Below are 25,447 nucleotides of genomic sequence, written 5' to 3' on the forward strand. Positions count from 1 at the left end.
CGGACGAGAGCCCGCGGGGTCCGGGGTGGAGCCCCGTGGGCGTCACCACGGTGCCGGGGGACTGACCCCGGGGCTTATTGCGACTGTGTTGCAGTTAGCATGGCTGGGCAAACGGTTCGGTCGGGGCTAGGGCAGGCGATGGGTGAATATGTGATTCGCGTGGCCGAGGGCGGCGACGTGGACGAGGCCCGCGCCGTCATGCTGGACACCGTGTACCGCGACCTGCGCTCCGGCTACGTGCCCCGCTGGCACGCCGACATCATCGACCCGGTCACCCACTACCTCCGCCCCGCACGCTGCACCCTGCTCGTCGCCGAGCACCGCCGGAGCGGCGAGATCGTGGCGACCGGCGCGGTGCGCGACCGCGGCCCCGCCGCCCCGCCCAACCCGCAGTGGGTCGCCGACCGCTTCCCCTCCGGTTCCACCGCCCAGCTGTGCCGGATCTACGTACGCCCCGAGCACCGCAGGCACGGTCTCGCGCGGGCCCTCGTGCGGGAGCTGAGCGACTTCGTGGTGGGCGTCGGCGGCTACGAGGCGCTCTATCTGCACACCGACCCCGCCGTACCGGGCGCCGAGCCCTTCTGGCGCTCGATCGCCCAAGAGGTGTGCGACGAGCGGGCGCTGCCGGGCGGCGGCCAGGGCATCGTGCACTTCGAACTCCCGCTGCCCGCGCCCGTCCCCGCACACGCGCCCGTGCCCGTCGGCTGATGCGGCGCCGCGGCTTTCTGCTGGCGGCGGCGGGCATCGGCCTGACATCCGCGTGCGGCTCCTTCACCGGGACCGCCCGCCGTGGCCGGCTCGCCGTCGACCTCGCCTTCGCGCCGACCCGGGGACTGTCCCCGTACAGCGACGACGGGCTGCTGCTCAGCCGGCTCGCCGTCGTCGACGGGCTCACCCGCATGGACACCGACGGCGTCGTGCACCCGGCGCTCGCCGGGAAGTGGACCCGCACCTCCGCCACCACCTGGGAATTCACGCTGCGCGAGGCCCGCTTCCAGGACGGCGGGCGGGTCACCGCCGACGCCGTCGAGGAGGCGCTGACGCGGGCCGGGCGGGCCAAGACGCAGCCGCGCGTGCTCAGCGACATGCGGCTCACCGCGCACGCCGCGGGGGAGCGGACCGTACGGATCACGACGGGCGCCGCCGACCCGCTGCTGCCCGCACGGCTCGCGAACCCGTCGCTCGCGATCTTCTCCCCGGCCGCGTACCGGAAGGACGGCGAGGTCGATCCCGTCGGAACCGCCACCGGCCCCTTCGCGCTCACCGAGGTGAACGGCGCCGTGTCCGCGTCGCTCGACCGGTTCGATGGGCACTGGCGCGGGAAGGCCGCGGCGCGCGGCATCGACGTCAGCTTCGTCGCCGACAACAACGCCCGCGCCAACGCCCTGCGCTCCGGCCAGATCGAGATCGCCGAGTTCGTGCCCGCCGCGCAGGCGCTCGTCCTCGGCGACCGGGCCCGCAAGGTCGCCACCGTACGCACCACGACCCTGTACCTGAACACGCGGACCGGACCCCTCGCGGACGCGGGACTGCGGGCCGCCGTGCGGGAGTCCGTCGACACCTCCGCGCTCGCGCGCAGCGTCTACGAGGGGTACGCGACGCAGGGCGCGGGACTGCTCGGCCCCGGTTTCGCCTGGGCCAACGGGAAGCGGCTCCCCGTCACGGGCCGGGCGAAGGCGGGCAGGCCGCACGGGCAGGCGCTCACCCTCGCCACGTACACGAACCGGGCCGAGCTGCCCGAGGTCGCCGCCGCGCTCCAGCAGCAGCTGCGGCGCGCCGGATTCGCGGTGCGGCTCGTCGTGAAGGACTACGCGCGCCTCGAATCGGGCGCCCTGGACGGCGAGTACGACGCGTTCCTGATGTCCCGGTCCACCGCCCTCGACACCGGCGACCCGGTCTCGTACCTCGCCTCCGACTTCACCGGCGACGGCAGCTTCAACATCTCGCAGCTCAGCGACCGCCGCGTGGACGACCTCGTGCGCGAGGCCGCCGGGCTCGAAGGGGCGGCGCGGCACCGGGCCACGCTGCGCGCCGAGGCCGCGATCCTCGGCACCGACGCGGCCGTGCCGATCGTCCACGAACAGCATCTGCAGGGCGTCGGGGCCGGGGTGCGCGGGGTCGTCCTCGACCCCTACGAGCGACAGTTCGTCGGTCTGGAGACGCGCGCCTGATGCCCCGTGTCGGCAAGAACCTGTCCGTGACGGCGGGCCGGGTCGGAGCGGCCGCCGGACTCCTCGTGCTCACCGCGCTGCTGCCGTGGCTGACCCGCACCGACCCCGCGCTCACCGTCCTGCACGCGCGCTACGGCGACGCGCCCACGACGCCGAAGCAGCTCGCCGAGGTGCGCGGGCAGCTCGGCCTCGACCAGGGCCCCTTCACGTTCCTCGGGCAGTGGGTACGGGGGCTCGCGCACGGGGATCTCGGCACGTCATGGGTGACGGGTGCCGATGTCGGCTCCGACGTGGGCTCCGCGTTCTGGGTGTCCGTGTCCCTCATGGCGTACGCGATGGTGGTCGCGGTCGTCCTCGCGGTGGCGCTCTGCCTGCCCACGCTCCGGCGCGCGCGGCCCGAGCCCGCGCACGGAGTGGGCGCGGGGATCCTCGCCGCGCTCCCCGAATTCCTGCTCGCATCCGTCCTCGCCACGCTGTTCGCCGTGCGCCTCGGCTGGTTCCCCGCACAGGGCTGGGCCTCCCCGGCCTCCGCCGTGCTGCCCGCGCTCGCCCTCGGCATCCCGGCGGGCGCCGTGCTCGGGCGGCTCGGCCAGGACGCGCTGCCCGCCGCGTTCGCCGAACCGTGGGTGCGCACCGCGCGCGCCAACGGCATGCCGCGCCCGCGCATCGCCCGGCACGCGGCCCGGCGCGCGCTGCCCGCGGTGCTGCCGCAGGCCGGGCTGACCGTGGTCGGGCTCACCGGCGCCGCCGCCGCGGTGGAGGCGGTCTTCGCGATTCCGGGGCTCGGCGGCACGGCCGTCGCCGCCGCGCTCGACCTCGACCTGCCGCTGCTCCAGGGCTGCCTGCTGGTGCTGCTCGCGCTGGGCGTGGCGGCGGCCGTGGTCGTCGGGCTCGTACGGCGCCGGCTGCTCGGCCCCGCCCTCGAAGCGGGCGCGCTGCCGGGGCTCGCGCGGGCGAGCGGGGGCGGACGCGGACGGCTGTACGCCGCCGGGGTGCTGGCCGCCGGGCTGCTCGCCGTCATCGTGTGGGGGCTCACCCGCGATCCGCTCCAGGTCGATCTCGCCGCCAGGCTCGCGGGCCCCTCGGGCGCGCACCCCTTCGGCACCGACGCGCTCGGGCGTGACGTCCTCGCGCGGCTCGGCCACGGGGCGCTGCGCACGCTCGCCGTGGCGGCGGCCGTCTGCGCCGTGTGCTTCGTGGTGGGCGTCGGCCTCGGGCTGCTGCGGTGGACCGCGGGCCTCACCGAGGTAGCCAACGCCATGCCCGCGATCCTGGCGGGCCTCCTTGTCACCGGCCTGTTCGGGGCGGGCGTCGCGGGGGCGGCGGTCGCCGTCGCGGCGGTCGGCTGGGCGCCGCTCGCCGCGCACACGGCGGCCGTCGCCGAGGCGGAGCGGGGGGCCGGGTACGTCGAGGCGGCGGTGGCCTCCGGCGCGGGGCGGTGGCAGGTGCTGCGGTGGCACGTGTTGAGCGCGGTCGTGCCCACGGTGGGGCGGCACGCGCTGTTGCGGCTCGCGCCGACGACCCTGGCGCTGGCGTCCCTCGGTTTTCTCGGGCTCGGTACGCAGCCGCCCACGCCCGAGTGGGGGCGGCTGCTGATGGAGAACCTGCCGTACGCGGAGCGGGCGCCGTGGTCGGTCCTCGCGCCCGCGGCGGCGTTGGCGTGCGTGGGGGCGTTGGTGGTGCTGGCGTCCGCGGGTGGCCCCGGGCGGCGACGGTGACCGGCCGCGGGGCCCCGCCCCGGACCCCGCTGCTCAATCGCCGCAGGGGCTTGAATCGGCTGCGCCGGACCCGTCAAGCCCCGCCGGCGACTGAGGCGCGGGGCCCGGGCCGGAGCCCCGTGGGCGCGACGACGGTGCTGCGGGGGCTGCCGGGGTACCTCCGGCTCCTCACCCTCACCCAGCTCGCCTTCAACATCGGCTTCTACGCCGTGCTGCCCTACCTCGCCACGCACCTCGCCGACACCATCGGGCTCGCCGGGTGGGCCGTGGGGCTTGTGCTGGGGCTGCGTACGTTCAGTCAGCAGGGGCTGTTCGTGGTCGGGGGCGCGCTCACCGACCGGTTCGGGCCGCGGCCCGTCGTGCTGGCCGGGTGTGTGCTGCGGATCGCCGGGTTCGTGTGGCTCGCCTTCGCGGGCAGCACGGCCACCGTCGTCGCCGCGGTCGTCCTCGTCGGGTTCGCCGCCGCGCTGTTCTCGCCCGCCGTCGAGTCCGAGACCGCCCGCGAGGCCGTCCGCCACGAGCAGGCCACCGGCACCCCGCGCGCCCAGGTGCTCGGCGTCTTCTCGGCGGCCGGGCAGGCGGGCGCCTTCCTCGGCCCGCTGCTCGGCACCGCGCTGCTGTACGCCGGGTTCCGGGCCGCGTGCCTGGCGGGCGCGCTCGTCTTCGTAGGAGTGCTCGCCGGGCACGCCCGCCTGATGCCGCGCCGGGAGCGCGCCCCCGGCACGCGTCGGCTCCAGGGCGCCAGGACCGTCTTCGCGAACCCCCGCTTCCTCGCGCTCTGCCTCGCGTACAGCGGCTACCTCATCGCCTACAACCAGCTCTATCTCGCACTGCCCGTCGAGATCACCCGCGCCACCGGCGGGCAGGACGCGGTGGGCCTGCTCTTCGCGCTGTCCTCGCTGCTCGTCGTCGGCGCCCAGCTGCCGGTCACCCGCTGGGCGGCGGACCGGCTCGCGCCGCGGACCGCGCTGACCGCGGGCCTGCTGCTCGTGACGGCGGGCTTCGCGACGGTCGCGGCCACGGCCCCGTACCTCCCGGCGCACACCCCGTACGCGCTGCTGCCCGCCTGCGCGCTCGTCGTGCTGCTCACGCTCGGCCAGATGCTGCTGGTCCCGGCGGCGCGCGGGCTCGTCCCCGACCTGGTGGACGAGCGGCACCTGGGTCTCGCCACGGGGGCGCTGTCGTCCGTGTCGGGGCTCGCCGTACTGGCCGGGAGCGCCGGAACGGGGGCGCTGCTCACCCTGCCCGCGCCCGCCCTGTGGTCGGCTCTCGCGGTGGTGCCGCTGGTGGCGGCGGGGCTCGCCCGCTTCGTGACACCCGTGCGAACAGAGCGCCGAAATACTGGCCCGCTCGGGTGCGTTGCCCGAGGATCGGGTACGCGCCAACCGTCCCCCGAGAAGGAGTGAGGCCATGTCAGCCCAGCTGTCCGACGAGCTCAAGGCACTGCTCGACAGCAAGGTCTTCATTGCAGTCGCCACCATCCAGCCCGACGGGAGCCCGCAGGTCTCCCCGGTGTGGGCGAAGCGCGACGGCAACGACGTCCTGTTCTCCACGACCGTCGACCGCCGCAAGACGAAGAACCTCCAGGCCGACCCGCGCGTGACGGTGATGGTGCAGCCCGCCGACAACCCGTACGCGTACGCCGAGATCCGCGGCACCGTGGAGATCACGACGGAGGGCGGCCAGGACCTCATCGACGAGCTGTCGCTGAAGTACACCGGCAAGAAGTACGCAGAGTTCAACCCGACGTCGGGCCAGGACGCCGAACGGGTCGTGGTCCGCGTACACCCGCGCAAGGTCGTCGGCCGGGTCTGACCAAATAAAGCCCCTGCGGCGATTGAGCAGCGGGGTCCGGGGCGGAGCCCCGCGGCCGCATCCCCGTGTGGGGCCGCAGGGGCGCAGCCTCACCCGGCCGAGGACCCCGTACCGGCCGGAGGCCCATGGCACACCTTCGGGCCTACTACCCTGGAGGGGTGACTATTCGCCTGTACGACACCAGCGCCCGGCAGATCCGTGACTTCACCCCGCTCATTCCGGGCTGTGTCTCGATCTACCTGTGTGGCGCCACGGTGCAGGCGGCCCCGCACATCGGGCACATCCGGTCGGGGCTGAACTTCGACATCATGCGCCGCTGGTTCGCGTACCGCGGCTACGACGTCACGTTCGTGCGCAATGTGACGGACATCGACGACAAGATCATCACGAAGGCCGGGGAGCAGAACCGGCCCTGGTGGTCGATCGGGTACGAGAACGAGCGGGCGTTCAACGACGCGTACACCGCGCTCGGTTGCCTCCCCCCGACCTACGAGCCGCGCGCCACCGGGCACGTGACCGAGATGGTCGAGATGATGCGCGGGCTCATCGAGCGCGGACACGCGTACGAGGCCGACGGGAACGTGTACTTCGACGTCCGGTCGTTCCCCGGCTACCTGGAGCTGTCCAACCAGGAGCTCGACAACCTGCTCCAGCCCTCCGGCGAGGGCGAGACCGGAAAGCGCGACTCCCGCGACTTCGCCATGTGGAAGGCCGTCAAGCCCGGCGAGCCCAGCTGGGAGACGCCGTGGGGCCGGGGCCGCCCCGGCTGGCACCTGGAGTGCTCGGCCATGGCCCACAAGTACCTGGGCTCCGCCTTCGACATCCACGGCGGCGGCATCGACCTGATCTTCCCGCACCACGAGAACGAGATCGCGCAGGCCAAGGCCTTCGGCGACGAGTTCGCGAAGTACTGGGTGCACAACTCGTGGGTCACCATGAGCGGCGAGAAGATGTCGAAGTCGCTGGGCAACAGCGTGCTGGTCGCCGAGATGGTCAAGAACTGGCGGCCCATCGTGCTCCGCTACTACCTCGGTACCCCGCACTACCGCTCCACGATCGAGTACAGCGAGGATGCGCTGCGCGAGGCCGAGTCGGCGTTCGCCCGGATCGAGGGCTTCGTGCAGCGGGTGAGCGAGCTCGCCGGCGGCACGGTCGCGCCCGCCGACGAGGTGCCGCCCGCCTTCGCCGAGGCCATGGACGACGACCTCGGCGTCCCGCAGGCCCTCGCCATCGTGCACACCGCGGTGCGGCAGGGGAACTCCGCGCTCGCCGCCGACGACAAGGAAGCCGCCGTCGCCCGCCTCGCCGAGGTGCGCGCCATGCTCGGCGTCCTCGGACTCGACCCGCTCGACGAGCAGTGGGCCGCCGCCTCCGCCGGTGGCGGCGAGGACCTGCACGGCGTCGTCGACCACCTCGTACGGCTCCTCCTGGAGCAGCGCGAGGCGGCCCGCGCCCGCAAGGACTGGGCCACCGCCGACGCCATCCGCGACCGCCTCAAGCAGTCCGGGCTGACCATCGAGGACAGCCCGTCCGGGCCGCGCTGGACGCTCGGCTGATTACGGCCGAGCAGCCAAATGTGCCGCCCGACGCTCCGGGCGGCACACTTCATAGACGTACGCATCCACTGATTCACGTAAGAGACAGGTAGGTCATGGCCGCCAACAGCAACCGCCGCATGTCCGGCAAGAAGGGCGCGCAGGTAGGCAGCGGTGGCAACCGGCGCCGCGCCCTCGAGGGCAAGGGCCCGACCCCGCCCGCCGAGATGCGCAAGGGCCACGCCAAGCAGCGCGCCGCGCAGGCCAAGGCCAAGCGCTCGCAGGGCCGCCCCACCAGCCGCACCGGCGGCCCGCGCGGCAAGTCCACCTCCGAGATGGTGGTCGGCCGCAACTCGGTCGTCGAGGCGCTGCGCGAGAACGTGCCCGCCACGACGCTGTACGTGCAGCAGTTCATCGACAACGACGAGCGCGTGCGCGAGGCACTGCAGCTCGCCGGCGAGCGCGGCGGCATCCACCTCATGGAGGCCCCGCGCCCCGAGCTCGACCGCATGACCAACGGGCTGAACCACCAGGGCCTCGTCCTCCAGATCCCGCCGTACGAGTACGCGCACCCGGAGGACCTCGTCGCCGCCGCCCACGACGAGGGCGCCGACCCGCTGATCGTCGCGCTCGACGGCGTGACCGACCCGCGCAACCTCGGCGCCGTCGTCCGTTCCGTCGCCGCCTTCGGGGGCCACGGCGTCGTCGTGCCCGAGCGGCGCGCGGCCGGGATGACGGCCGGTGCGTGGAAGACGTCGGCCGGGGCCGCGGCCCGTACGCCGGTCGCGCGCGCCGCGAACCTGACCCGCGCCCTGGAGCAGTACAAGAAGGCGGGCGTCGTCGTGGTCGGCCTCGCCGCCGACGGTGAGCACGCGGTCGGCGACCTCGACGCCCTCGACGGACCGGTCGTCATCGTCGTCGGCAGCGAGGGCAAGGGCCTGTCCCGCCTCGTCGGCGAGACCTGCGACTTCCGCGTCCGCATCCCGATGCCGGGCGGCTCCGAGTCGCTCAACGCCGGTGTCGCCGCGGGCGTCGTGCTGTACGAGGCGGCCCGCCGCCGCGCCTGATCCGCGCCCCGCTGTCCGGGCCCGAAGGGGACCCGCTGGATCCTTGACGGGGCCCGGACATTTCGGTGGGGCCGAGGCAGTGTCCTAAACACACATCACTCGGTTAGATGAGTGTGGACACCAGAACGCCCCGCACACCCTCGGGTGACCGCACGTCGGGATTCGAGGACGGTCCCGCGCTGAGCATGGTGAAGGTTCCGTGCGATCCGGCGCAGGTCGTCGTCAACCACGCGAGTTTCCGCGTACAGCTCCCCTCGGCGCAGCGGTCGCAACTCCCGCGTATCTCACGGCACTTGAGCGCCACGGGCGTGGCCGGAGCCGACGCGAGGACCGCCCGCATCCCCGTCATCACCGCCGCAGGCACCCCCGGCGCCCGGCGCCGCCGCCCCGTCGTCATGGACGGCGGAGGGCTCGACACCAGCGGACTCCTGCAGGGCGCCCGCCGCGCCGGCGAGCCGGACGAAGGCCTCGCCACCCAGGTCATCCCGCGCGTCGACGTCGACCGCGGCTTCGCCGACGACCTCGGTCTCTACCGCGACTCGCCCGGCGACCCGCCCACTCAGGAGACGCCCACCGTCGGGCCCTGGCAGGGCGAGACCGAGAACCCGCCGCGGATCCTGCCGCGCATGCGGCAGTCCGGCAGCGCCTTCGAGGACAGCGGCGAACTCGACCAGGTCCCGCACGGGGACGACGAGTTCGACGTACGGATCGGCTCGGCGGACGGCGGTTCCGACGGCGAGACCACCGCCGCCCGCCGCTACGGCCCGGTCCGGCACGCCTACTACCCCGGCCGCCGGATGAACCTCGGCGTCGTGCTGCTCCCGCTGCGCGTCTTCCTCGGCTTCATCTCCATCTACGCCGGGATGGGCAAGCTCTGCGACCCCGTCTACTTCGACGGCGGCGAGCGCGGCTCGATGGTCAAGTGGCTGAACTCGCTGCACCCCTGGGCCCTCGCCGAACCGATGCGCGACTGGGCGCTCCAGCACCCCGTCGGCGCCGGACTCGTGATCGCCTTCCTCCAGGTCATCGTCGGCGTCCTCACGGTCCTCGGACTGTGGCAGCGGCTCGCCGCAGGCGTCGGCGCGCTGCTCTCCGCCGCGCTGCTCGTCACCGTCAGCTGGAAGACCGTCCCCGCCTACGACGCGCCGGACATCATCTACCTCGCCGCCTGGTCCCCGCTGATCATCGCCGGTGCCCCCGTCTACTCCGTCGACGGAAAGCTCGCGGGCGGCGCCTGGCGGCGGCTCGGACCGCGCGCCGCGCTGTGGGACCTGCGCGGCTACGTCCTGCGCCGCGGCACCGTCGTCGCGACGCTCGTCATCGGCGGCACGCTGCTCATCGGCTCGGTGCTCGGCGGCGCCGTCCGCGACGCCGACCGGGTCACGGCGCCGGGTCCGGGCGACGCTCCCCGCAACGAGGTGCCCGGCTCCCCGCTCCCCTCCGAGCCCGGCAGCAGTGCCTCGCAGCGTCAGCACACCAGGAGCCCGTCGGCCTCGACCTCCAACTCGCCGACGCAGGGCGCCGGCACCGGCACCACGTCGAGCCCCTCCGGAGCCCCCAGCTCCGCCGGCGCGACGGCCGGCGCCACCAACGGCAACGGCACGACGACGACGCCGACGCAGGGCACCACCGCGGGCCAGGCCCCGCCGCAGGAGTCGGCGCCGCAGGAGCAGCAGCCGCCGCCCGCGAGCACCGGTGGCTCGCCGAGCTCGGGCGGATCGTCGTCCGGCGGCGAGAACAGCAAGAAGCCGGGCCTGGTGGGCGGCCTGCTCGGCGAGTAGCGCTCCCTTCCTCCCCCCCGGTACACCGATGGGCCCCGCACGATCCTCGTGCGGGGCCCATCGACGTAACAGGAAGCAGCAGGGGGGCAGGGTGCTCAACGGCCCTGCGCGGCAAGCTCCTTCGCGGCCTCCGTGAGGTCCTTCGCCGTGTCGATCGCCCGCCAGTACGCGCCCTGCGGGAGCTGGAAGCCCGCCAGCCGCTTGCCGCGGGCCAGGCGCGGGAACGTGGCCCGCTCGTGGTCCCCGAGGTCCGGAAGCAGGGAGGCGAACTCGGCGGAGAAGACGTACACACCCGCGTTGATCAGGTACGGGGACGGCGGCGCCTCGATGAAGTCGGTGATGTGGCCGAACGCGTCGGTCTCCACGGCGCCCCACGGGATGCGCGGGCGGGCCAGTGCGAGGGTCGCCGTCGCCTCTCGCTCGTGGTGGAAGTCGGCCATCTCGCGCAGCGAGAACCGCGTCCAGATGTCGCCGTTCGTGGCGTACCAGGGCTGTTCCTGATGCGGCAGATGGGAGGCCGCGAACTTCAGGCCGCCGCCGCGGCCGAGCGGCTCCTTCTCGACGACGGTGGTGACCCGCAGCGGCAACTCCGTCTCGTCGAGCCACTCCTGGAGCACCTCGGCGAGATGCCCGCACGAGACGACGGCGTCGGTGACGCCCTCCTCGGCGAGCCAGGTCAGCTGATGGCCGATGATCGGCGTGCCCGTGCCGGGGATCTCCACCATCGGCTTGGGCCGGTCGTCGGTGTACGGGCGCAGCCGCGAGCCCTGACCGCCCGCCAGGACCACGGCCTGGGTGGGACGGTGGGGATAGCGGTTCGGGCCGTGCGCGGACGGTTCAGCGGTCGTCATAACCGGAACCCTACGTGCGCACGGCCCGAGGGGACGTCAGTGGCTCGGCGGTCGAGCGCCGGCTCAGGCCCTGAAGCCGGCCACCCCCGAGGCGAACGAGGTGTCGCAGACGGGGCGGGCGAAGGACTGCGCGCGGGCCGGACCGTACGTCTCCACGGCGGCGCGGCCGAGGGCCTTGGCGATGGCCATGCAGTGCCGGGCCAGCGAGGGGCGGCGGTCGATCTCCTGCTGGAGGTGGGTGAGTGCCACGCCGGGGTTGTCCTCCTGGAGTTCGAGGAGGAGACGGTCGCGCAGCACATCCTGGGGGGCGCGCGTCTTGGCGCGCTTGGAGACGTCCTGTGAGGAGGCCGTGAGTACCGATTCCGAGGAACCCCCGGACCAGTTGACTCGGGTGACCGCGAGCGTCCCGGAGAGCACCAGCATCACCGGCAGGACGAAGGCGAGCGTGCGGGCGGCGCGGCGGGCGGGGCCCTGGCCCCGAGCTCGGCGCGACTTCTGGGTGTAGTTGGCAGAGTGCGTCACGTCAGTGAGCGTAGCGCTCGGTGATGATTTGGCGACATTTGGTCACTCTGATGAGGGACGAGCAAAGGGGTTTTGTTGCATACGCGTTGACGTTGCTGGGCCAAATGCCCGAGTTGTCGGGGTATTTGTCGACAATCGCGAGCGTACGCGCGAGGGCCCCGCACCGAAGTGCGGGGCCCTCGCGGCCGGTTGTGCGGTGATGCGGTTAAGCGCTTGTACGGCTGCGCGGCGTCAGTCGACGTCAGCCGGTGTCAGTCGGCGTCAGTCGGAGAGGCGCTCGCCCGTGGAGGACGAGAACACGTGGGTCTCACCGGCGCGCGGCACGACGTGCAGCTGGGCGCCCTTCTCCGGCACCTGACGGCCGTTCACGCGGACGACCAGGTCCTTGTGCTCGCCGCCGACCTCGGCAGCGCCGTAGACGTAGCCGTCGGCGCCGAGCTCCTCGACCACGTTCACGGAGACCGCGAGGCCGGCCGGGGCGTCCGAGACGTCCTTGGCGAGGGACTTCGCGGCCTCGCCGTTCGTCTCGACGATGTCGAAGTGCTCGGGGCGGACACCGACGTGGACCGTGCGGTCGCCCTTGTCGGAGGCGGCCTTCAGGGCCTCGCGGCTGACCGGCACGACCGAGTTGCCGAACTTCACGCCGCCGTCGGTGATCGGGACCTCGACCAGGTTCATGGCCGGGGAGCCGATGAAGCCGGCGACGAAGAGGTTGGCCGGGCGGTCGTACATGTTGCGCGGGGTGTCGACCTGCTGCAGCAGACCGTCCTTGAGGACCGCCACGCGGTCGCCCATCGTCATGGCCTCGACCTGGTCGTGGGTGACGTAGACGGTGGTGATGCCGAGGCGGCGCTGGAGCGACGCGATCTGCGTACGCGTGGACACACGGAGCTTGGCGTCGAGGTTCGACAGCGGCTCGTCCATGAGGAACACCTGGGGCTCACGCACGATGGCGCGGCCCATCGCCACACGCTGACGCTGACCACCGGAGAGCGCCTTCGGCTTGCGGTCCAGGTACTCGGTGAGGTCGAGGATCTTCGCGGCCTCTTCGACCTTGGTCCGGATCTCCGCCTTGTTCACGCCGGCGATCTTGAGCGCGAAGCCCATGTTGTCGGCGACGGTCATGTGCGGGTACAGCGCGTAGTTCTGGAACACCATGGCGATGTCCCGGTCCTTCGGAGGCAGGTGCGTGACGTCGCGCTCGCCGATGCGGATCGCACCGCCGTTGACGTCCTCGAGACCCGCGAGCATCCGCAGGGAGGTCGACTTTCCGCAGCCGGACGGGCCGACGAGGACGAGGAACTCGCCGTCCTCGATCTCGATGTCCAGGCCGTCGACCGCGGGCTTGGTGGACCCGGGATAGACACGGGTCGCCTTGTCGAACGTGACAGAAGCCATGGCTGTGAAGCCCCCTTCACCGGCAGGAACGTGCCGGACGATCCGTTGTAAAGAAGGTGAACCGCCATGGCGGTGCCACGGCGGTGAAGCACTGGTGTAGTCCACACGGGTGAACTGCTCGGACTTTAAGCGGCGCGCAATGTGTTTGTCAGTACCCGGGACCAAGTGACCTTCGAGGAAATTTTCGAGGGGGCCGAGTAACGCACTTTTGACCTCGCCATATGGCTTCCTGCTTCACAGCCCGCCGCCGACGGACAACGGGCTACCCCGCCGCACCGCACGGTCTTACGCAGGCTCCACAGGCATTCCGGCCGACGGCCCATCGGTCCGTACTGCGCAGAACAACAACCACAGCCGCCCCCTACGCGGCCGCCACGACCCCCTCCGGCAACTCCGACGCCCGAATCACCGACGGCACCGGCCGCCCCGGTGGCAGCGCCGACGCCACCAGCCAGTACAGGCGCATCCCCTCGTCCCGGAGGTTCACCGCCGCGTTCACATCACGGTCGTGCACCGCACCGCACTCGCCGCACGCCCACTCCCGCACCGACACATCCAGCTTCGGGCCCTTCGCGTGACAGGCCGAGCAGCGCCGCGTCGACGGAAAGAACCGGTCCACGACCACCAGAGTCCGCCCGTACCACTCGCACTTGTACTTCAACTGCCGCAGCAGTTCGCCCCAGGACGCATCCCGCAGCGAGTCATTGAGCCGCGCCTTGCGCCGCCGCCCCTCTCCCTTCACCGCAGCCATCAGGGTCACGATCGACAGATCCTCCACCACGAGCACTTGGTTCTCGCGCACGAGGCGGGTCGTCAACTGATCCAACATGTCCCTGCGGACATCCCCCATCAGGGCGTACAGCCGGGCGATCTTCCGGCGCACCTTCTCCCGGTTCCGCGAACCCCGCTTCTTACGATGCAACTCACGCTGCAGTCGGGCGAGTTCGGCCGCATAACGCCGCAGCAACCTCGGATGATCCACCTTCGTGCCGTCATCCAACGTCACCAACGACACCAAGCCCAGGTCCAACCCCACCGCCCGCGGCTCCCGCGACCCGGCCACAAACGCCGCGGGCAACGCCTCGATGACGTCCTCCACGAGAAACGCCACAAAGAACCGCCCAGCCCGATCCCGCGACACCGTCACCCGTACCGGCACCACACCCACCGGCAACGGCCGCGACCACCGCACCTCCAGCGGCGCGCTCTGCAACGCCAGCTTCAAGGCCCCCGTACCCGGCCGCTCCGCGTCCTCCCGCCAGCTGAAACCCGTTCGCGCATACGTCGCCGCATCCCGAGACCGGCCCTTCTTCTTGCGCTTCGGATACTTCGCCCGACCCTGAAAGAACGCCTGGAACGCCGCCTGCAAATGCCGCAACGGCTGCTGCAGCACCGTCGACGACACCTCCCCCAACCACGCCGACCCCTCCGCCCGACGCCACCCCGTCAACGCCCGACACGTCTCCGCGAACCCCACCGACACCTGATGCTCACGCCACGCCCTCGACCGCAGCGCCAACCCCTCGTTGTAGACCCAACGACACGCGCCGAAAGTCCTCACCAACTGCTCGGCCTGCGCCTCGGTCGGATAACAGCGATACCGGTAGACCCGCTCCCGCGCCCCCGCCTCCTTGGCCCGGCGCTTCACCGGGCCTCCCGGACCGCTCCGGGGCCTGCTGCTGTCGGCGATCCCCAGCGTCTCGCGCTTGACCCGCTTGGCCTCGGCACCGGTCACGGACCGTGGCTTCTCCGCCGGAACGTCCCCCATGAGCCCCCCGCCCACTTCCCGCGATCCGATAGTCGGAACAGTGTGTTCGTACGGTCAACGAACGGGTGCTCGGGAGGTTACGCACGTAGGTCCGACGCCAGGATGTGCGGGAACTTCTTGGCCTGGGTCAAGGGCGGCTGTGTAAGGTGGTGAAGCCTTTGCGTACGGCGTTGTGGTGCGCGGTGCCGCCTTAGCTCAGTTGGTAGAGCGCCGGCTTTGTAATCCGAAGGTCGTCGGTTCGATTCCGACAGGCGGCTCCAGAAAAGCCCAGGTCACACCTAGTGTGCCTGGGCTTTTTGCTGGGCCCGGAGGGCTGTCGAGGTTCAGTGGTTCCCCCTGGTGCCGGCATTCCGACATGATGTTGTGCGGGGCTGTCACACCGAGTACGAGCTGCAGGTCCGTGCCAAGGGCGGGGACCGGGAAGAGGTCGACGTCAGTCTCGGCGACTACAACCAGTGTGCCGAGGGGGCCAAGTACCCCAAGTGCACGCGGGGCTAGCGGCCCGCGACTCGGTCCGCCCATTTCGCCAGGCGTGAGGAGTCCGCCGTGTGGGTGGTCAGTTCGCGGCGGTCGGCCGCGTAGTACGTGGCGTACATGCCGTGCACGCCGAGCCAGCGGAAGGGTTCCGGTTCCCATTTGCGGACCTTGTGGTTGGCCCAGGGGAGCGCGGTGAGGTCGGTGGGGCCGGACTGGCCGGAGTCCTGTTGGACGAGGTCGCGGAGGGTGCGGGCGGCCAGGTTCGTCGTGGCGACGCCCGAGCCGACGTAGCCGCCGGCCCAGCCGAGGCCCGTCGAGCGGTCCAGGGTGACGGTGGCGCACCAGTCGCGGGGGACGCCGAGGACGCCCGACCAGGCGTGGTCGACGCGGACGCCGGCGAGCTGGGGGAAGAAGCGGGTCAGGATCTCGCGGAGGGCCTCGACGGTCTTGGGCTGGGTGCGGCCGTCGTTGTCCGTCTTCGAGCCGTAGCGGTAGGGGACGCCGCGGCCGCCGAGGGCGATGCGGTCGTCCGCCGTGCGCTGGGCGTACATGTAGGCGTGGGCCATGTCGCCGAGGGTTTCGCGGCCCTCCCAGCCGATCGTCTCCCACTGCTCGGCGGTCAGCGGCTCCGTGGCGATCATGGAGGAGTTCATGGGGAGCCAGGTGCGGCGCTGGCCCTTGAGGGAGGCCGTGAAGCCTTCCGTGCAGCGCAGGACGTAGGGGGCGCGGACCGTTCCGTAGGGCGTGATGGCGTGCTTGGGCTTGATCTCGGTGACCGGGGTCGATTCGTGGATCGTGACGCCGAGGGACTCCACCGCGGCGGCCAGGCCCTTGACGAGCTTCACCGGGTGCAGGCGGGCGCCGTGCGGGGTCCAGGTCGAGCCGACGGCGCCGGCGACGCGGATGCGGTCGGCGGTCTCGCGGGCGCCGTGCAGGGTGCGGTCCTTCTCGCCGTAGGTGAGTTCCGTTTCGTGGAAGGACTTCAGGCGGGTCAACTGGGCCGGGGTGTAGGCCACTTCGAGTACGCCGCCGTGGTGGATGTCCGCGTCGATGGACTCGGCGCGGGCCACGTCGATGACCTCGGTGACCGTCTCGTTCATCGCCTGCTGGAGGCGGACCGCCGCGTCGTGGCCGTGGAGTCTGGCGTAGCGGTCGCGGCCCGCGATGCCGTTGTAGAGCCAGCCGCCGTTGCGCCCCGAGGCTCCGTAGCCGCAGAACTTCTGCTCCAGGACGGTGATGCGCAGGAACGGGGCGGCCTTCTTCAGGTAGTAGGCCGTCCACAGGCCCGTGTAACCGCCGCCCACGATGACGACGTCCGCGCTCGCGTCGCCGGGCAGGGGGTCGCGGGTGAGCGGGATGCCGTCGTCCGCGTACCAGAACGATATGCCGCCGTTGACCGTGCCGGTGGTGTCGCGGGCGTCGCCGCTGCCGCTGATGCCGTTGCTCATGGCCCGGGACGTTACTGGGCGGCGACGGAATGCGGGAGGGGTGAGGTGATGGTTTCGTGGCATATGTCGCCTGTGAGGTGATCGCTGGACGAGCGCACGGCGAGTGGGAGCCGGATCGTGAACGTAGGAGCGAAGGGTTCGGGGCGGTTGCGGGCCGCGGCGGTGGCTGCCACCGTCCTGCTCGGTGTGACGGCCACGGCGTGCGGGGACTCCGGCGACGGCGGCTCCGGTGCCTCGGCCTCGCCCTCCGGCGCGGCCACCCCCTCCGTGCGGCCCGCCGAGGACGCCGACGACCTGGCGAAGCTGGACGCGCGCATGGACGGCGACGACGTGATCGTCGTGGGCGACGCGAAGGCCCGGCACACGGTCAAGGTGTACGAGGACCCGCGCTGCCCGTACTGCAAGAAGTTCGAGCAGGGCGGCGCGCGGGCGCTGACCGGCCCGGTGGCCGACGGCGACGTGAAGGTCGAGTACACGATCGCCTCGTTCCTCGACGAGAACCTCAACGGCCACGGCTCGGTGAAGGCGGCGAACGCGCTGCGAGCCTCAGTGGAGGCCGGGAAGTTCCCCGAGTACCACTCGGCGGTCTACGCGAACCAGCCCGCCGACGAGACCACGGACGCGTACACGGACGCCTTCCTACTGAAGATCGCCGACACGGTCGACGGGCTGCGCTCCACCACGTTCGACAAGGCCGTGAAGGACATGAAGTACCGGGACTTCGTGGACGCGGCGATGAAGAAGTTCCGCGCCGACGGCATCGAGGGCACGCCGACCGTCTACGTGGACGGCGAAAAGGTGACTCCCGAGAAGACGATGTACGACGAGGACGCGTTCGAGAAGGTGCTCGCGGACGCGGGCGTTCCCGATAATTGACGGGCCCCGAGGGGCGGGCAGGACTTAGGGTCGCGGGCGTGATCGACGTACCGGTGGGCCTTGTTGAGTCGCAGCACGCGTACGCGGGGGAGGCGGGCCGCGCGTTCGTCGCGGCGCTGCCCGCGCGGGTCGAGGAGTTCCTGGAGCGCTGGGGGCTGACGGTCGACGGGCCGCTGATGCACGGGATGGCGGCGCTCGTCGTGCCCGTGGTGCGCGGGGGGCGGCCCGCGGCCCTCAAGTTCCAGGTGCTCGACGAGGAGACCGAGGGCGAACCGGTCGCGCTGCGCGTGTGGGACGGCGACGGCGCCGTGCGGCTCCTCGCGTACGACGACGCGACCGGCACGATGCTGCTCGAACGGCTCGACTCGGCCCGGATGCTGAGCGACGTGGCGGACTCGCGCGAGGCGGTCCGGGTGATCGCCGAACTGCTGGCAAGGCTGACGGCGGGGCCCGCCCCTGAGGGCATGCGCAGGCTGTCCGACATCGCCGCGCGGATGCTCGCGGACGCCCCGGACGCGCTGCGCCGCGTGGCCGACCCGGCCGAGCGCGCGCTGCTCGCGGACTGCGCGGCGGCGGTGCGGGAGGTCGCGGACGAGGCGGGGGACCGGCTGCTGCACTGGGACCTGCACTTCGAGAACGTGCTGGCCGCCGGGCGCGAACCGTGGCTCGCGATCGACCCGAAGCCGCTGGCCGGGGACCCCGGCTTCGACCTGTGGCCCGCGCTGAACAACCGCTTCGAGCCGCAGGAGACGCGGTGGCGGTTCGACGCGATGAGCGGGGTCCTCGGGCTCGATCGGGAGCGGGCGCGGGCGTGGACGCTCGGCCGGGTGCTGCAGAACGCGCTGTGGGACATCGAGGACGGGCGGGAACTCGGCGCGGTGGACCTGGAGATCGCGCGGCGGCTGCGCGCCAGGCCCTAGCCCCGGGCGGTCCGTGTCAGTGCCGCGGATTAGTCTGCCGCCATGATTCGTACCGCCACCCCTGCCGACGTCCCCGTCATCCACGCCATGATCCGCGAGCTCGCCGACTACGAGAAGGCGCTGCACGAGGCGCGGGCGAGCGAGGAGCAACTGCGCGAGGCGCTGTTCGGCGAGCGGCCGGCGGCGTATGCGCACATCGCCGAGGACGCGGAGACCGGCGAGCCGGTCGGCTTCGCGCTGTGGTTCCTGAACTTCTCCACGTGGCGCGGCGTGCACGGCATCTACCTGGAGGACCTGTACGTGCGTCCCGCGGCGCGCGGCGGCGGCCACGGCAAGGCGCTGCTCACGGAGCTTGCGCGGGTCTGCGTGGAGCGCGGCTACGAGCGCCTGGAGTGGTCGGTGCTGAACTGGAACACCCCGTCGATCGAGTTCTACGAGGCGATGGGCGCGCGACCGCAGGACGAGTGGACGGTGTACCGGCTGACGGACGAGGCGCTGAAGGCGGCCGGGACGGTGTAGCCGGACAGCCGGGCGGCTGGCGTTCACGCTCCTTGTCTGACTAAGGTCAGAGAATGAGTGAGGACGGTCGTGACGAGGTCGCGCAGGTGCGGCGGTTCAACCGCGTGGTCGGCGAGCGCGTCGGCGTGCTCCAGGAGCGGTTCCACGGCACCGACCGGCCCTACGGGCAGGCCCGGCTGCTGTGGGAGATCGGCGAGTCCGAAGCGCCGCTCGACGTACGGCGGCTGAGGGAGCGGCTCGGGCTCGACTCCGGTTACGTCAGCCGCCTGCTGCGCGCCCTGGAGGCGGACGGACTCGTGGCGGTGGAGCCGCTGGAGCGGGACCGGCGGGTGCGCACGGCGCGGCTCACCGAGCGGGGGCGCGAGGAGTGGGCCCTGCTCGACCGGCGCAGCGACGAGGCCGCTGACTCGCTGCTCGCCCCGCTGAGCCCCCGCCAGCGCGGCCGCCTGGTCGCCGCGATGGCCGAGGTGGACCGGCTGCTCACGGCCGGCACGGTCACCCTGGACGACGTGCCCCCCGACCATCCCGACGCCGAGCTGTGTCTGCGTGGCTACTTCGCCGAGCTTCAGGAGCGGTTCGACACGGGCTTCGACCCGGAGCGCAGCCTCCTGCCCGACGCCGGTGAACTGCGGTCGCCGCACGGCCGGTTCGTCGTGGCGCGGCTGCACGGGGAGCCGGTCGGCTGCGCCGGGCTCAAGCTGCCGCCGGGCGGGGCGGCCGAGGTGAAGCGCATGTGGGTGGCGCCGCGGGTCAGGGGCCTCGGCCTCGCCCGCCGCTTCCTGGCGGAGCTGGAGGCGCGGGCCGCCCGGCACGGCGCCGAACTGCTGCGCCTGGACACCAACAAGGCGCTGAACGAGGCGATCGGCCTCTACCACGCGTTCGGCTTCGAGGAGGTCGCGGCCTTCAACGACGAGCCGTACGCGCACCATTGGTTCGAGAAGCGGCTGCGTCCCGCCTCCTAGGTGCGGCTCACGGTTCCAGGACCACTTTGCCCGTCGTGCCGCGCGTCTCCAGGGCGTGGTGCGCGGTGGCCGCGTCGGCGAGCGCGAAGCGGTGGACGGTGGGGGTGAGGACGCCGCGGGCCGCGTGGTCGAGGGCGGCGAGTTCGAGGGTGCGCAGGGGGTTGTCGCCGCCTGCCCTGCGCATCATCGGCGGGCCGAGGACATGCTCCTGGGTGATGCCGCGGCGGGCGCGCTCGGCCTCGTCGAGGAGGTGCGGGCCCTCGTCGGCGCCGATGCCCTGAGCGGACCAGCCGAAGACGAGGTGGTGCCCGCCGGGGCCGAGGAGGTCGAGGGCGCGTTCGGTCGTGGGGCCGCCGACTCCGTCGAAGAGGACGGTGGCGTCCCGGTCTCCGAGGAATTCGCGCGCTGCCGCGGGCCAGCCGGGATCGTCGTAGTCGAGGGCGAGGTCGGCGCCGTTCGCCCGGGCGGCCGCCGTCTTCGCCGGGCCGCCCGCCAGGCCGATCACGGTGCCGCCCGCGTGCTTCACGTACTGGACGAGGAGCGTGCCGATGCCGCCCGCGGCGGCGGGGACGAGCGCGACCGTGTCGGGGGTGACGGTGGTGAAGTTCAGGATGCCGAGCGCCGTGCGGCCCGTGCCGATCATGGCGACGGCGTGCGCCGGGTCCAGACCGGCCGGGAGTTCGTGGAGGCGGTCCGTGTCCGTGACGGCGAGCTCGGCGTAGCCGCCGGGGACCGTGCCGAGGTGGGCGACGACCTGCTTGCCGAGCCAGGCGGGGTCGGTGCCCGCGCCGAGCGACTCGACGGTGCCCGCGACCTCACGGCCGGGGATCGTGGGCAGCTCGGGCAGGGCGGGCAGCGGCCCCCGCACGCCGGAGCGGATCGCGGTGTCCAGCAGGTGCACGCCCGCGGCCGCGACCGCGATCCGCACCTGTCCGGGGCCCGGTTCGGGATCCTCGGCCTTCTCGTACGTGAGGTTCTCGGCGGGGCCGAAGGCGTGCAGGCGGACGGCGTGCATGGTGTCTCCCCGTGGATCCGTGGCGGTGGCCGGACCGCCAGTCTTCGACCTCAAGCACGGTTGAGGTCAAGGCCGCGGGTGAGGGCGGGCCGCCGCAGCGCCAGCGTCGTCGCCTCGATGGCGCTGGTGAAGGAGACCTCGGAGAGCACGCCGGGCGCCGCCACCATGTCGCCCGCCAGGTAGACGCCGTCGCCGCGGTCGATCGAGGGGCGGTCGCGCCACGTCGTGCCGGGGCGGTCGAGCGCTCCGGTCCGGCCCCGGGCGAGGGAGTCGCGGCGCCAGGTCGTGCGCTCGCGCCAGCCGGGGAACGCGAGGTCGAGCAGTCCGTCGGCGCGCGCGGAACCGGCCGCCCTGGACTCGTCGGGCGCGATCGGCACCTGCCCCTGGATCAGGCTCTCGCCGCGCGGGGCAAGGGACTTGTCCTGTGCCGTGAACCGTTCGAGCCATGCGGGGAAGTCGAGTCCCGACACCGCGAAGGCGTCGCCGCGCCGGGTCCGCACGGCCAGGTCGATCAGCGTCGTACGGCCGCTTTGCCAGGTCAGCGAGGGGTCCTTGAGGAGTCCGCGGGCCGCGTCGAGGGAGGTCGCGACGACGACGGGCGTGTCGGTGGGCAGCGTGTCCACCCGGCTCAGCGTCTCCATGCGCACGCCGAGGTTCCAGGCGCGGGACGCCATCCGGTCGACGACCGAGGACCAGCCGCCGACCGGGTAGTGCGCCTCGGGCGGCACCTTGGCGGTGCGGCGCAGGCGTTCCTGGACGAAGCGGGCCGAGAGCGATCCGGGGTCGTGGTGGAACAGGGCGACGGCCGTGTAGTGCGCGGCGGCGCGGGCCGCGTCGGGGCCCGCGGTGCGCGTGGCCCAGGTGGTGAAGTCCTCGTCCACGGGGGCGTTTTCGGGCTTGTGGCGCAGGAGGCGGAGGAGGCCTGCGGGCGGGGTGCGGCGCAGCGCGCCGTCGCGGTGGAAGCGCAGCCGGGCGCCTTCGAGCGGCGGGACCGGGGCGAGCGGGCCGAGCAGTTCGCGCTGCCGGAGCCAGGTCCAGTGCGGGCCGCCGTTGTAGAGGGCGTGCGGGCCCTCGTGGGTGAGGTAGGGGCCCTCTGCGGTGCGGGCCCGGCCGCCGAGGGTGTGGTGCGCTTCGTGCACGGTGACGCGGGCGCCCGCCTCCGCGGCGGTGATCGCGGCGGTCAGCCCGGCGAGACCTCCGCCGATGACGGTGAGGGCGGGGGTGGTGTGGCGCATGGGGTACTCCGTACGTCGTCGGGTCTCTTGCCGTCGGGTCTCTCGCCGTCGGGCGCCTGCCGTCGGGCGTCTCGTCTCGTCGTCGGGTGCCGCGGGGCGGCCTTCGCGAGTACGACGTACGGGGCGGGCCCGGATGTGACATCGGGGCGTCGGCGCAGGTCGCGGGCGTGCGGGCGGGATTGTCAGTGGCGGCGTGCAGCATGGGGTCATGGCGAAGCAGGCGGCGAAGGTGAAGCAGGCACGGCGGCCTCAGGTACGGCTGCCTCCGTTGGCGCCGTGGGAGGGACGTGGTCTCGAACCCGACGGGGACTACGACGGGTTGGAGTTCCGGGGCGTGGACCTCGCCGGTCAGGAGGGGGTCGGGGCGCGCTTCATGGACTGCGCGCTGACGGGGTGCGGGCTCGACGGGACGGGCCTGGGGCGGGCCAGATTCATCGACTCCGTGCTGACCGACGTGCGGGGCGTGGGGACGGACCTGGCGGAGGCGACGCTGCGGGACGTCGAAGTGGTCGACGCCCGGCTCGGCGGGGTGCAGTTGCACGGGGCGGCGCTGGAGCGGGTGGTGATCAGGGGCGGGAAGATCGACTACCTGAACCTGCGGAAGGCGCGCCTCAAGGACGTCGTGTTCGACGGATGCGTGCTGGTGGAGCCGGACTTCGGGGGCGCGCGCCTGGAGCGGGTCGAGTTCGCGGGCTGCGTGCTGAAGGGCGCCGACCTCTCGGCGGCGACCCTCACGGACGTCGACCTGCGGGAGGCGGCGGAGCTGGGGTTCGCGCGGGGTGTGGACCGGCTGGGCGGCGCGGTGATCTCACCGGCCCAGCTCATGGACCTGGCCGGGGTGTTCGCGGCGGAGCTGGGGGTGCGGGTGGAGTAGATCCTGCCCCTTGGCGGGGCCCGGTCCTGCTTACGGGAGGCGGGGGAAGCGGGCCTGGAGGTCCCACAGGGCCGGGTTGTCCGCCAGGTCCTCGTGCATGTCCGTGAGGTCGGCGAGCAGATCGTGCAGGAAGTCCCGTGCCTCGCGGCGCAGTTCGGAGTGGGAGAAGGTCAGCGCGGGCTCCTCGGCCGGCATCCAGTCGGCCTCGATGTCCACCCAGCCGAAGCGGCGCTCGAAGAGCATCCGGTCGCTCGACTCCGTGAAGTCCAGCTCGGCGTACTGGGGAGTGGCGGAGCGGCTGCCACGCGGGTCCTTGTCCAGCTGCTCGACGATGTCGCACAGCGCCCACGCGAAGTCCAGCACGGGCACCCATCCCCAGGCTGTGGACAGCTCCCGGTCGGCCTTGGTGTCGGCCAGGTACACGTCGCCGCTGAACAGGTCGTGGCGCAGCGCGTGGACGTCCGCGCGCCGGTAGTCCGTCTGCGGCGGGTCCGGGAAGCGGCGGGAGAGGGCGTAACCGATGTCGAGCACGTACGTGATGGTGTCACGGGTGGGGCCGCCGGTCCTCACGGGAGCAGGCGCTGCTCCTTCGCCACCGCGACCGCGCCGGCCCGGGTGTCCACGCCGAGCTTGTCGTAGATCCGGCCCAGGTGCGTCTTGACCGTGGCCTCGCTGATGAACAGGGCCTTGGCGATCTCCCGGTTGCCGAGTCCGTGCGCCAGCTGCGCGAGGATGTCGCGCTCGCGGTCGGTGAGGGTGGGCCGCGGCTTGCGCATATTGGCCATGACCCGGCTGGCCACCGGGGCGGACAGGGCGGTGCGGCCCTCCGCGGCGGCGTGGATCGCGGCGAACAGCTCCTCGGGCCGCTCCGCCTTGAGCAGATAGCCCGTGGCACCGGCCTCGATGGCGCGGGTGATGTCGGCGTCGGTGTCGTACGTGGTCAGCACCAGCACGTGCGGCGTGGGCGCCGCTCCCGTCGTGAGCCGGCGGGTCGTCTCCACGCCGTCCATGCCCTCGCCCAGCTGCAGGTCCATCAGCACGACGTCGGGCCGCAGCTTCGCGGCGGTCGCGATCGCCTCCTCCCCGGTCCCGGCCTCGCCGACGACCTCGATGTCCGGGGCACTGTCGAGCAGCGCGAGCAGCCCGGCACGGACGACGACGTGATCGTCGCAGAGGAGGAGGCGGATGGGGTGCTGGGTCATGTCGGCTCCGGTTTCATCATTCAAGCCCCTGCGGCGACTGAGCAGCGGGGTCCGGGGCGGAGCCCCGTGACGTCGCCCCCGTCACCGGTGACAGCGGAATCGCGGCGGAGACCACCGCTCCCTCACCCGGCGCCGACTCGAGGCTGAGCGTCCCATCCAGCTGCCGGACCCGCGCCCGGATCGCCGGAATCCCGTGCCCTCGCACCCCCGACGCCCCCGCGGGCAACGCGGACGGATCGAACCCCCGCCCGTCGTCGGCGACGTCCAGCACGACCTGGTCGTCGAGCAACGTCAGCGTGAGCACGGCCCCACCCGCCCCGGAGTGCTCCCGTACGTTGGCCAGCGCGCCCTGCGCGATCCGCAGCAGCGCCGACTGCACCCGGTCGGGCAGCCGGTCCGCGCGCCCGTCGTCGTCCACCCGGACCTGGACGGTCAGCCGGTCGCCCGACTCCCGCGCGGCCACGGCCCGCAGCGCCTCCGCCAGACCGCCCGCCAGGTCGGCGGGGGCCAGATCGTGCACGAAGCGGCGCGCCTCGGTGAGGTTGTGCTCGGCGATCGACGCGGCCGTGCCGACGTGGGCGCGGGCCTTGTCGGCGTCGGCGTCCCACACCCGCTGCGCCGCCTGAAGCAGCATCCGCTGGCTGGACAGGCCCTGCGCCAGCGTGTCGTGGATCTCCATGGAGAGCCGCTGCCGCTCGGCGAGGGTGCCCTCGCGGCGTTCGGAGGCGGCCAGTTCGCGGCGGGTGCGGATCAGGTCGTCGATGAGCCTGCGCTGCCGCGCCGCCTGCCGCTTCATCTGCAGGAACACGGCGGTGGCGATCACCACGACGGCCGGCGGGCCGAGCACCAGGTCCGGGTCGAGGCGGCCGGCGAGCCGCAGCTGGGCCAGGATGACGAGGACCGTCAGGAGCCCCACGAGGACGAGCGCGGCGCGGGTCGGCAACGTCCGCAGACCCGTGTAGAAGAGCGGCACCGCGCACCAGGCGAAGCTCGGCGCGAGCACCGTGAGCACCACCCACACCACGACCACCAGCGTCAGCCACACCCTCCCCCAAGCTCTCGATGAACTCGAGCAGGGGGGACCCCCTTCGGCCGTGGCCCGCTCGGCGACGCCCCGTACCAGCCCGGTCCCGTAGACCAGGGCCAGTACGGCGGAGAGCGCGACGATCCACGGGGTGCGCCCGTCGTGCGAGTGGCGCAGCAGGAAGCGGGCCAGGGCCACGGCGAGCAGCAGGAAGAACGAGGCGTGCATGACCGCGGTGAGGCGGCGGGTGTCGGCTTCGTAGCCGTCGC

The 25,447-nt window shown here is 72.7% G+C and carries 23 protein-coding genes and 1 tRNA gene; 14 read left to right on the plus strand and 10 right to left on the minus strand.

Annotated features, from left to right (window positions below; translation table 11 throughout):
* The first annotated feature begins 138 nt into the window (after nt 1–138).
* The 8 genes from ACY34M_RS06665 (at nt 139) to ACY34M_RS06700 (ending at nt 10,087) form a co-directional block, all read left to right on the plus strand.
* Nucleotides 139–708, plus strand: a complete 570-nt coding sequence (locus tag ACY34M_RS06665; RefSeq protein WP_462716518.1) for a GNAT family N-acetyltransferase — start codon at nt 139–141, stop codon at nt 706–708.
* A complete protein-coding gene (locus tag ACY34M_RS06670) occupies nt 708–2,171 on the plus strand; it encodes an ABC transporter substrate-binding protein (RefSeq protein WP_462716517.1) in 1,464 nt (487 codons plus the stop codon). Before ACY34M_RS06665 ends, ACY34M_RS06670 begins: the two co-directional genes overlap by 1 nt.
* Nucleotides 2,171–3,889, plus strand: coding sequence for an ABC transporter permease subunit (locus tag ACY34M_RS06675; RefSeq protein WP_462716516.1), 1,719 nt, complete (start codon nt 2,171–2,173; stop codon nt 3,887–3,889). The genes ACY34M_RS06670 and ACY34M_RS06675 overlap by 1 nt, the downstream gene beginning before the upstream one ends.
* A gap of 119 nt (nt 3,890–4,008) precedes the next feature.
* Nucleotides 4,009–5,295, plus strand: coding sequence for an MDR family MFS transporter (locus tag ACY34M_RS06680; protein ID WP_462716515.1), 1,287 nt, complete (start codon nt 4,009–4,011; stop codon nt 5,293–5,295).
* Between the two features lie 4 nt (nt 5,296–5,299).
* The gene (locus ACY34M_RS06685) at nt 5,300–5,704 is read left to right on the plus strand and encodes a PPOX class F420-dependent oxidoreductase (protein WP_462716514.1); all 405 of its coding nucleotides are present in this window, start codon (nt 5,300–5,302) and stop codon (nt 5,702–5,704) included.
* Between the two features lie 158 nt (nt 5,705–5,862).
* The gene (cysS, locus tag ACY34M_RS06690; RefSeq protein ID WP_462716513.1) at nt 5,863–7,260 is read left to right on the plus strand and encodes a cysteine--tRNA ligase; all 1,398 of its coding nucleotides are present in this window, start codon (nt 5,863–5,865) and stop codon (nt 7,258–7,260) included.
* A 95-nt stretch (nt 7,261–7,355) separates the two neighbouring features.
* Entirely contained in the window at nt 7,356–8,306 is a 951-nt protein-coding gene (rlmB, locus tag ACY34M_RS06695) for a 23S rRNA (guanosine(2251)-2'-O)-methyltransferase RlmB (RefSeq protein ID WP_462716512.1), read from the plus strand.
* A 113-nt stretch (nt 8,307–8,419) separates the two neighbouring features.
* Complete coding sequence (locus ACY34M_RS06700) at nt 8,420–10,087, plus strand: DoxX family protein (protein ID WP_462716624.1); 1,668 nt, start codon at nt 8,420–8,422, stop codon at nt 10,085–10,087.
* Nucleotides 10,088–10,182: 95 nt separating this feature from the next.
* On the opposite strand, the gene ACY34M_RS06705 is transcribed toward ACY34M_RS06700, so the two are convergent.
* From ACY34M_RS06705 to ACY34M_RS06720, 4 genes are all read right to left on the minus strand, one after another.
* On the minus strand, nt 10,183–10,938 hold the full coding sequence (locus tag ACY34M_RS06705; protein ID WP_462716511.1) for a nucleotidyltransferase family protein: 756 nt from the start codon (nt 10,936–10,938) through the stop codon (nt 10,183–10,185).
* 63 nt (nt 10,939–11,001) lie between these two features.
* Entirely contained in the window at nt 11,002–11,460 is a 459-nt protein-coding gene (locus ACY34M_RS06710) for a hypothetical protein (protein ID WP_462716510.1), read from the minus strand.
* 261 nt (nt 11,461–11,721) lie between these two features.
* Entirely contained in the window at nt 11,722–12,858 is a 1,137-nt protein-coding gene (locus ACY34M_RS06715; protein WP_462716509.1) for an ABC transporter ATP-binding protein, read from the minus strand.
* Between the two features lie 361 nt (nt 12,859–13,219).
* The gene (locus tag ACY34M_RS06720) at nt 13,220–14,626 is read right to left on the minus strand and encodes an RNA-guided endonuclease InsQ/TnpB family protein (RefSeq protein WP_462716508.1); all 1,407 of its coding nucleotides are present in this window, start codon (nt 14,624–14,626) and stop codon (nt 13,220–13,222) included.
* A 184-nt stretch (nt 14,627–14,810) separates the two neighbouring features.
* Here ACY34M_RS06720 and ACY34M_RS06725 point away from each other — a divergent pair.
* Nucleotides 14,811–14,886: transfer RNA gene (locus tag ACY34M_RS06725), tRNA-Thr, on the plus strand.
* Nucleotides 14,887–15,120: 234 nt separating this feature from the next.
* Here the strand turns inward: ACY34M_RS06725 and ACY34M_RS06730 are convergent.
* A complete protein-coding gene (locus ACY34M_RS06730) occupies nt 15,121–16,551 on the minus strand; it encodes an NAD(P)/FAD-dependent oxidoreductase (RefSeq protein ID WP_462716507.1) in 1,431 nt (476 codons plus the stop codon).
* A gap of 117 nt (nt 16,552–16,668) precedes the next feature.
* Between ACY34M_RS06730 and ACY34M_RS06735 the strand changes: the two genes are divergently transcribed.
* Genes ACY34M_RS06735 through ACY34M_RS06750 form a run of 4 tightly spaced genes read left to right on the plus strand, consistent with a single transcriptional unit; the run spans nt 16,669 to nt 19,828 of the window.
* A complete protein-coding gene (locus tag ACY34M_RS06735) occupies nt 16,669–17,427 on the plus strand; it encodes a DsbA family protein (RefSeq protein WP_462716506.1) in 759 nt (252 codons plus the stop codon).
* A 38-nt stretch (nt 17,428–17,465) separates the two neighbouring features.
* Nucleotides 17,466–18,347 (plus strand): aminoglycoside phosphotransferase family protein, encoded by an 882-nt coding sequence (locus ACY34M_RS06740; protein WP_462716505.1) that lies wholly within the window; start codon nt 17,466–17,468, stop codon nt 18,345–18,347.
* 42 nt (nt 18,348–18,389) lie between these two features.
* Entirely contained in the window at nt 18,390–18,866 is a 477-nt protein-coding gene (locus ACY34M_RS06745; RefSeq protein ID WP_462716504.1) for an N-acetyltransferase family protein, read from the plus strand.
* 53 nt (nt 18,867–18,919) lie between these two features.
* A complete protein-coding gene (locus tag ACY34M_RS06750) occupies nt 18,920–19,828 on the plus strand; it encodes a bifunctional helix-turn-helix transcriptional regulator/GNAT family N-acetyltransferase (protein ID WP_462716503.1) in 909 nt (302 codons plus the stop codon).
* Between the two features lie 7 nt (nt 19,829–19,835).
* Here ACY34M_RS06750 and ACY34M_RS06755 read toward each other — a convergent pair whose 3' ends face one another.
* Both ACY34M_RS06755 and ACY34M_RS06760 read right to left on the minus strand, forming a co-directional pair.
* A complete protein-coding gene (locus ACY34M_RS06755; protein ID WP_462716502.1) occupies nt 19,836–20,843 on the minus strand; it encodes a zinc-binding dehydrogenase in 1,008 nt (335 codons plus the stop codon).
* Between the two features lie 50 nt (nt 20,844–20,893).
* On the minus strand, nt 20,894–22,078 hold the full coding sequence (locus ACY34M_RS06760; RefSeq protein ID WP_462716501.1) for an NAD(P)-binding protein: 1,185 nt from the start codon (nt 22,076–22,078) through the stop codon (nt 20,894–20,896).
* Nucleotides 22,079–22,286: 208 nt separating this feature from the next.
* Here ACY34M_RS06760 and ACY34M_RS06765 point away from each other — a divergent pair, with 208 nt between their 5' ends.
* Complete coding sequence (locus tag ACY34M_RS06765) at nt 22,287–22,952, plus strand: pentapeptide repeat-containing protein (RefSeq protein WP_462716500.1); 666 nt, start codon at nt 22,287–22,289, stop codon at nt 22,950–22,952.
* Between the two features lie 30 nt (nt 22,953–22,982).
* Here ACY34M_RS06765 and ACY34M_RS06770 read toward each other — a convergent pair whose 3' ends face one another.
* From ACY34M_RS06770 to ACY34M_RS06780, 3 genes are read right to left on the minus strand one after another with little or no spacing between them, the layout of a single operon-like run.
* Nucleotides 22,983–23,483 (minus strand): hypothetical protein, encoded by a 501-nt coding sequence (locus ACY34M_RS06770; protein WP_462716623.1) that lies wholly within the window; start codon nt 23,481–23,483, stop codon nt 22,983–22,985.
* A 35-nt stretch (nt 23,484–23,518) separates the two neighbouring features.
* A complete protein-coding gene (locus ACY34M_RS06775) occupies nt 23,519–24,154 on the minus strand; it encodes a response regulator (protein ID WP_462716499.1) in 636 nt (211 codons plus the stop codon).
* Between the two features lie 16 nt (nt 24,155–24,170).
* Nucleotides 24,171–25,406 carry a sensor histidine kinase gene (locus ACY34M_RS06780; RefSeq protein ID WP_462716622.1) on the minus strand — a complete coding sequence of 412 codons (1,236 nt, stop codon included), beginning with the start codon at nt 25,404–25,406 and terminating at the stop codon, nt 24,171–24,173.
* Nucleotides 25,407–25,447: the final 41 nt, after the last annotated feature.

Source organism: Streptomyces sp. EDA2-14, from assembly GCF_054963755.1.

Bases quoted from the DNA above. Each gene is read 5' to 3' on its own strand.
- ACY34M_RS06745 (WP_462716504.1), top strand. From the start codon at position 18,390: ATGATTCGTACCGCCACCCCTGCCGACGTCCCCGTCATCCACGCCATG.
- ACY34M_RS06780 (WP_462716622.1), bottom strand. From the start codon at position 25,406: ATGCACGCCTCGTTCTTCCTGCTGCTCGCCGTGGCCCTGGCCCGCTTC.
- ACY34M_RS06665 (WP_462716518.1), top strand. From the start codon at position 139: ATGGGTGAATATGTGATTCGCGTGGCCGAGGGCGGCGACGTGGACGAG.
- ACY34M_RS06765 (WP_462716500.1), top strand. From the start codon at position 22,287: ATGGCGAAGCAGGCGGCGAAGGTGAAGCAGGCACGGCGGCCTCAGGTA.
- ACY34M_RS06760 (WP_462716501.1), bottom strand. From the start codon at position 22,078: ATGCGCCACACCACCCCCGCCCTCACCGTCATCGGCGGAGGTCTCGCC.
- rlmB (WP_462716512.1), top strand. From the start codon at position 7,356: ATGGCCGCCAACAGCAACCGCCGCATGTCCGGCAAGAAGGGCGCGCAG.
- ACY34M_RS06750 (WP_462716503.1), top strand. From the start codon at position 18,920: ATGAGTGAGGACGGTCGTGACGAGGTCGCGCAGGTGCGGCGGTTCAAC.
- ACY34M_RS06675 (WP_462716516.1), top strand. From the start codon at position 2,171: ATGCCCCGTGTCGGCAAGAACCTGTCCGTGACGGCGGGCCGGGTCGGA.
- ACY34M_RS06730 (WP_462716507.1), bottom strand. From the start codon at position 16,551: ATGAGCAACGGCATCAGCGGCAGCGGCGACGCCCGCGACACCACCGGC.
- ACY34M_RS06775 (WP_462716499.1), bottom strand. From the start codon at position 24,154: ATGACCCAGCACCCCATCCGCCTCCTCCTCTGCGACGATCACGTCGTC.
- ACY34M_RS06685 (WP_462716514.1), top strand. From the start codon at position 5,300: ATGTCAGCCCAGCTGTCCGACGAGCTCAAGGCACTGCTCGACAGCAAG.
- ACY34M_RS06670 (WP_462716517.1), top strand. From the start codon at position 708: ATGCGGCGCCGCGGCTTTCTGCTGGCGGCGGCGGGCATCGGCCTGACA.
- ACY34M_RS06720 (WP_462716508.1), bottom strand. From the start codon at position 14,626: ATGGGGGACGTTCCGGCGGAGAAGCCACGGTCCGTGACCGGTGCCGAG.
- ACY34M_RS06715 (WP_462716509.1), bottom strand. From the start codon at position 12,858: ATGGCTTCTGTCACGTTCGACAAGGCGACCCGTGTCTATCCCGGGTCC.
- ACY34M_RS06705 (WP_462716511.1), bottom strand. From the start codon at position 10,938: ATGACGACCGCTGAACCGTCCGCGCACGGCCCGAACCGCTATCCCCAC.
- ACY34M_RS06755 (WP_462716502.1), bottom strand. From the start codon at position 20,843: ATGCACGCCGTCCGCCTGCACGCCTTCGGCCCCGCCGAGAACCTCACG.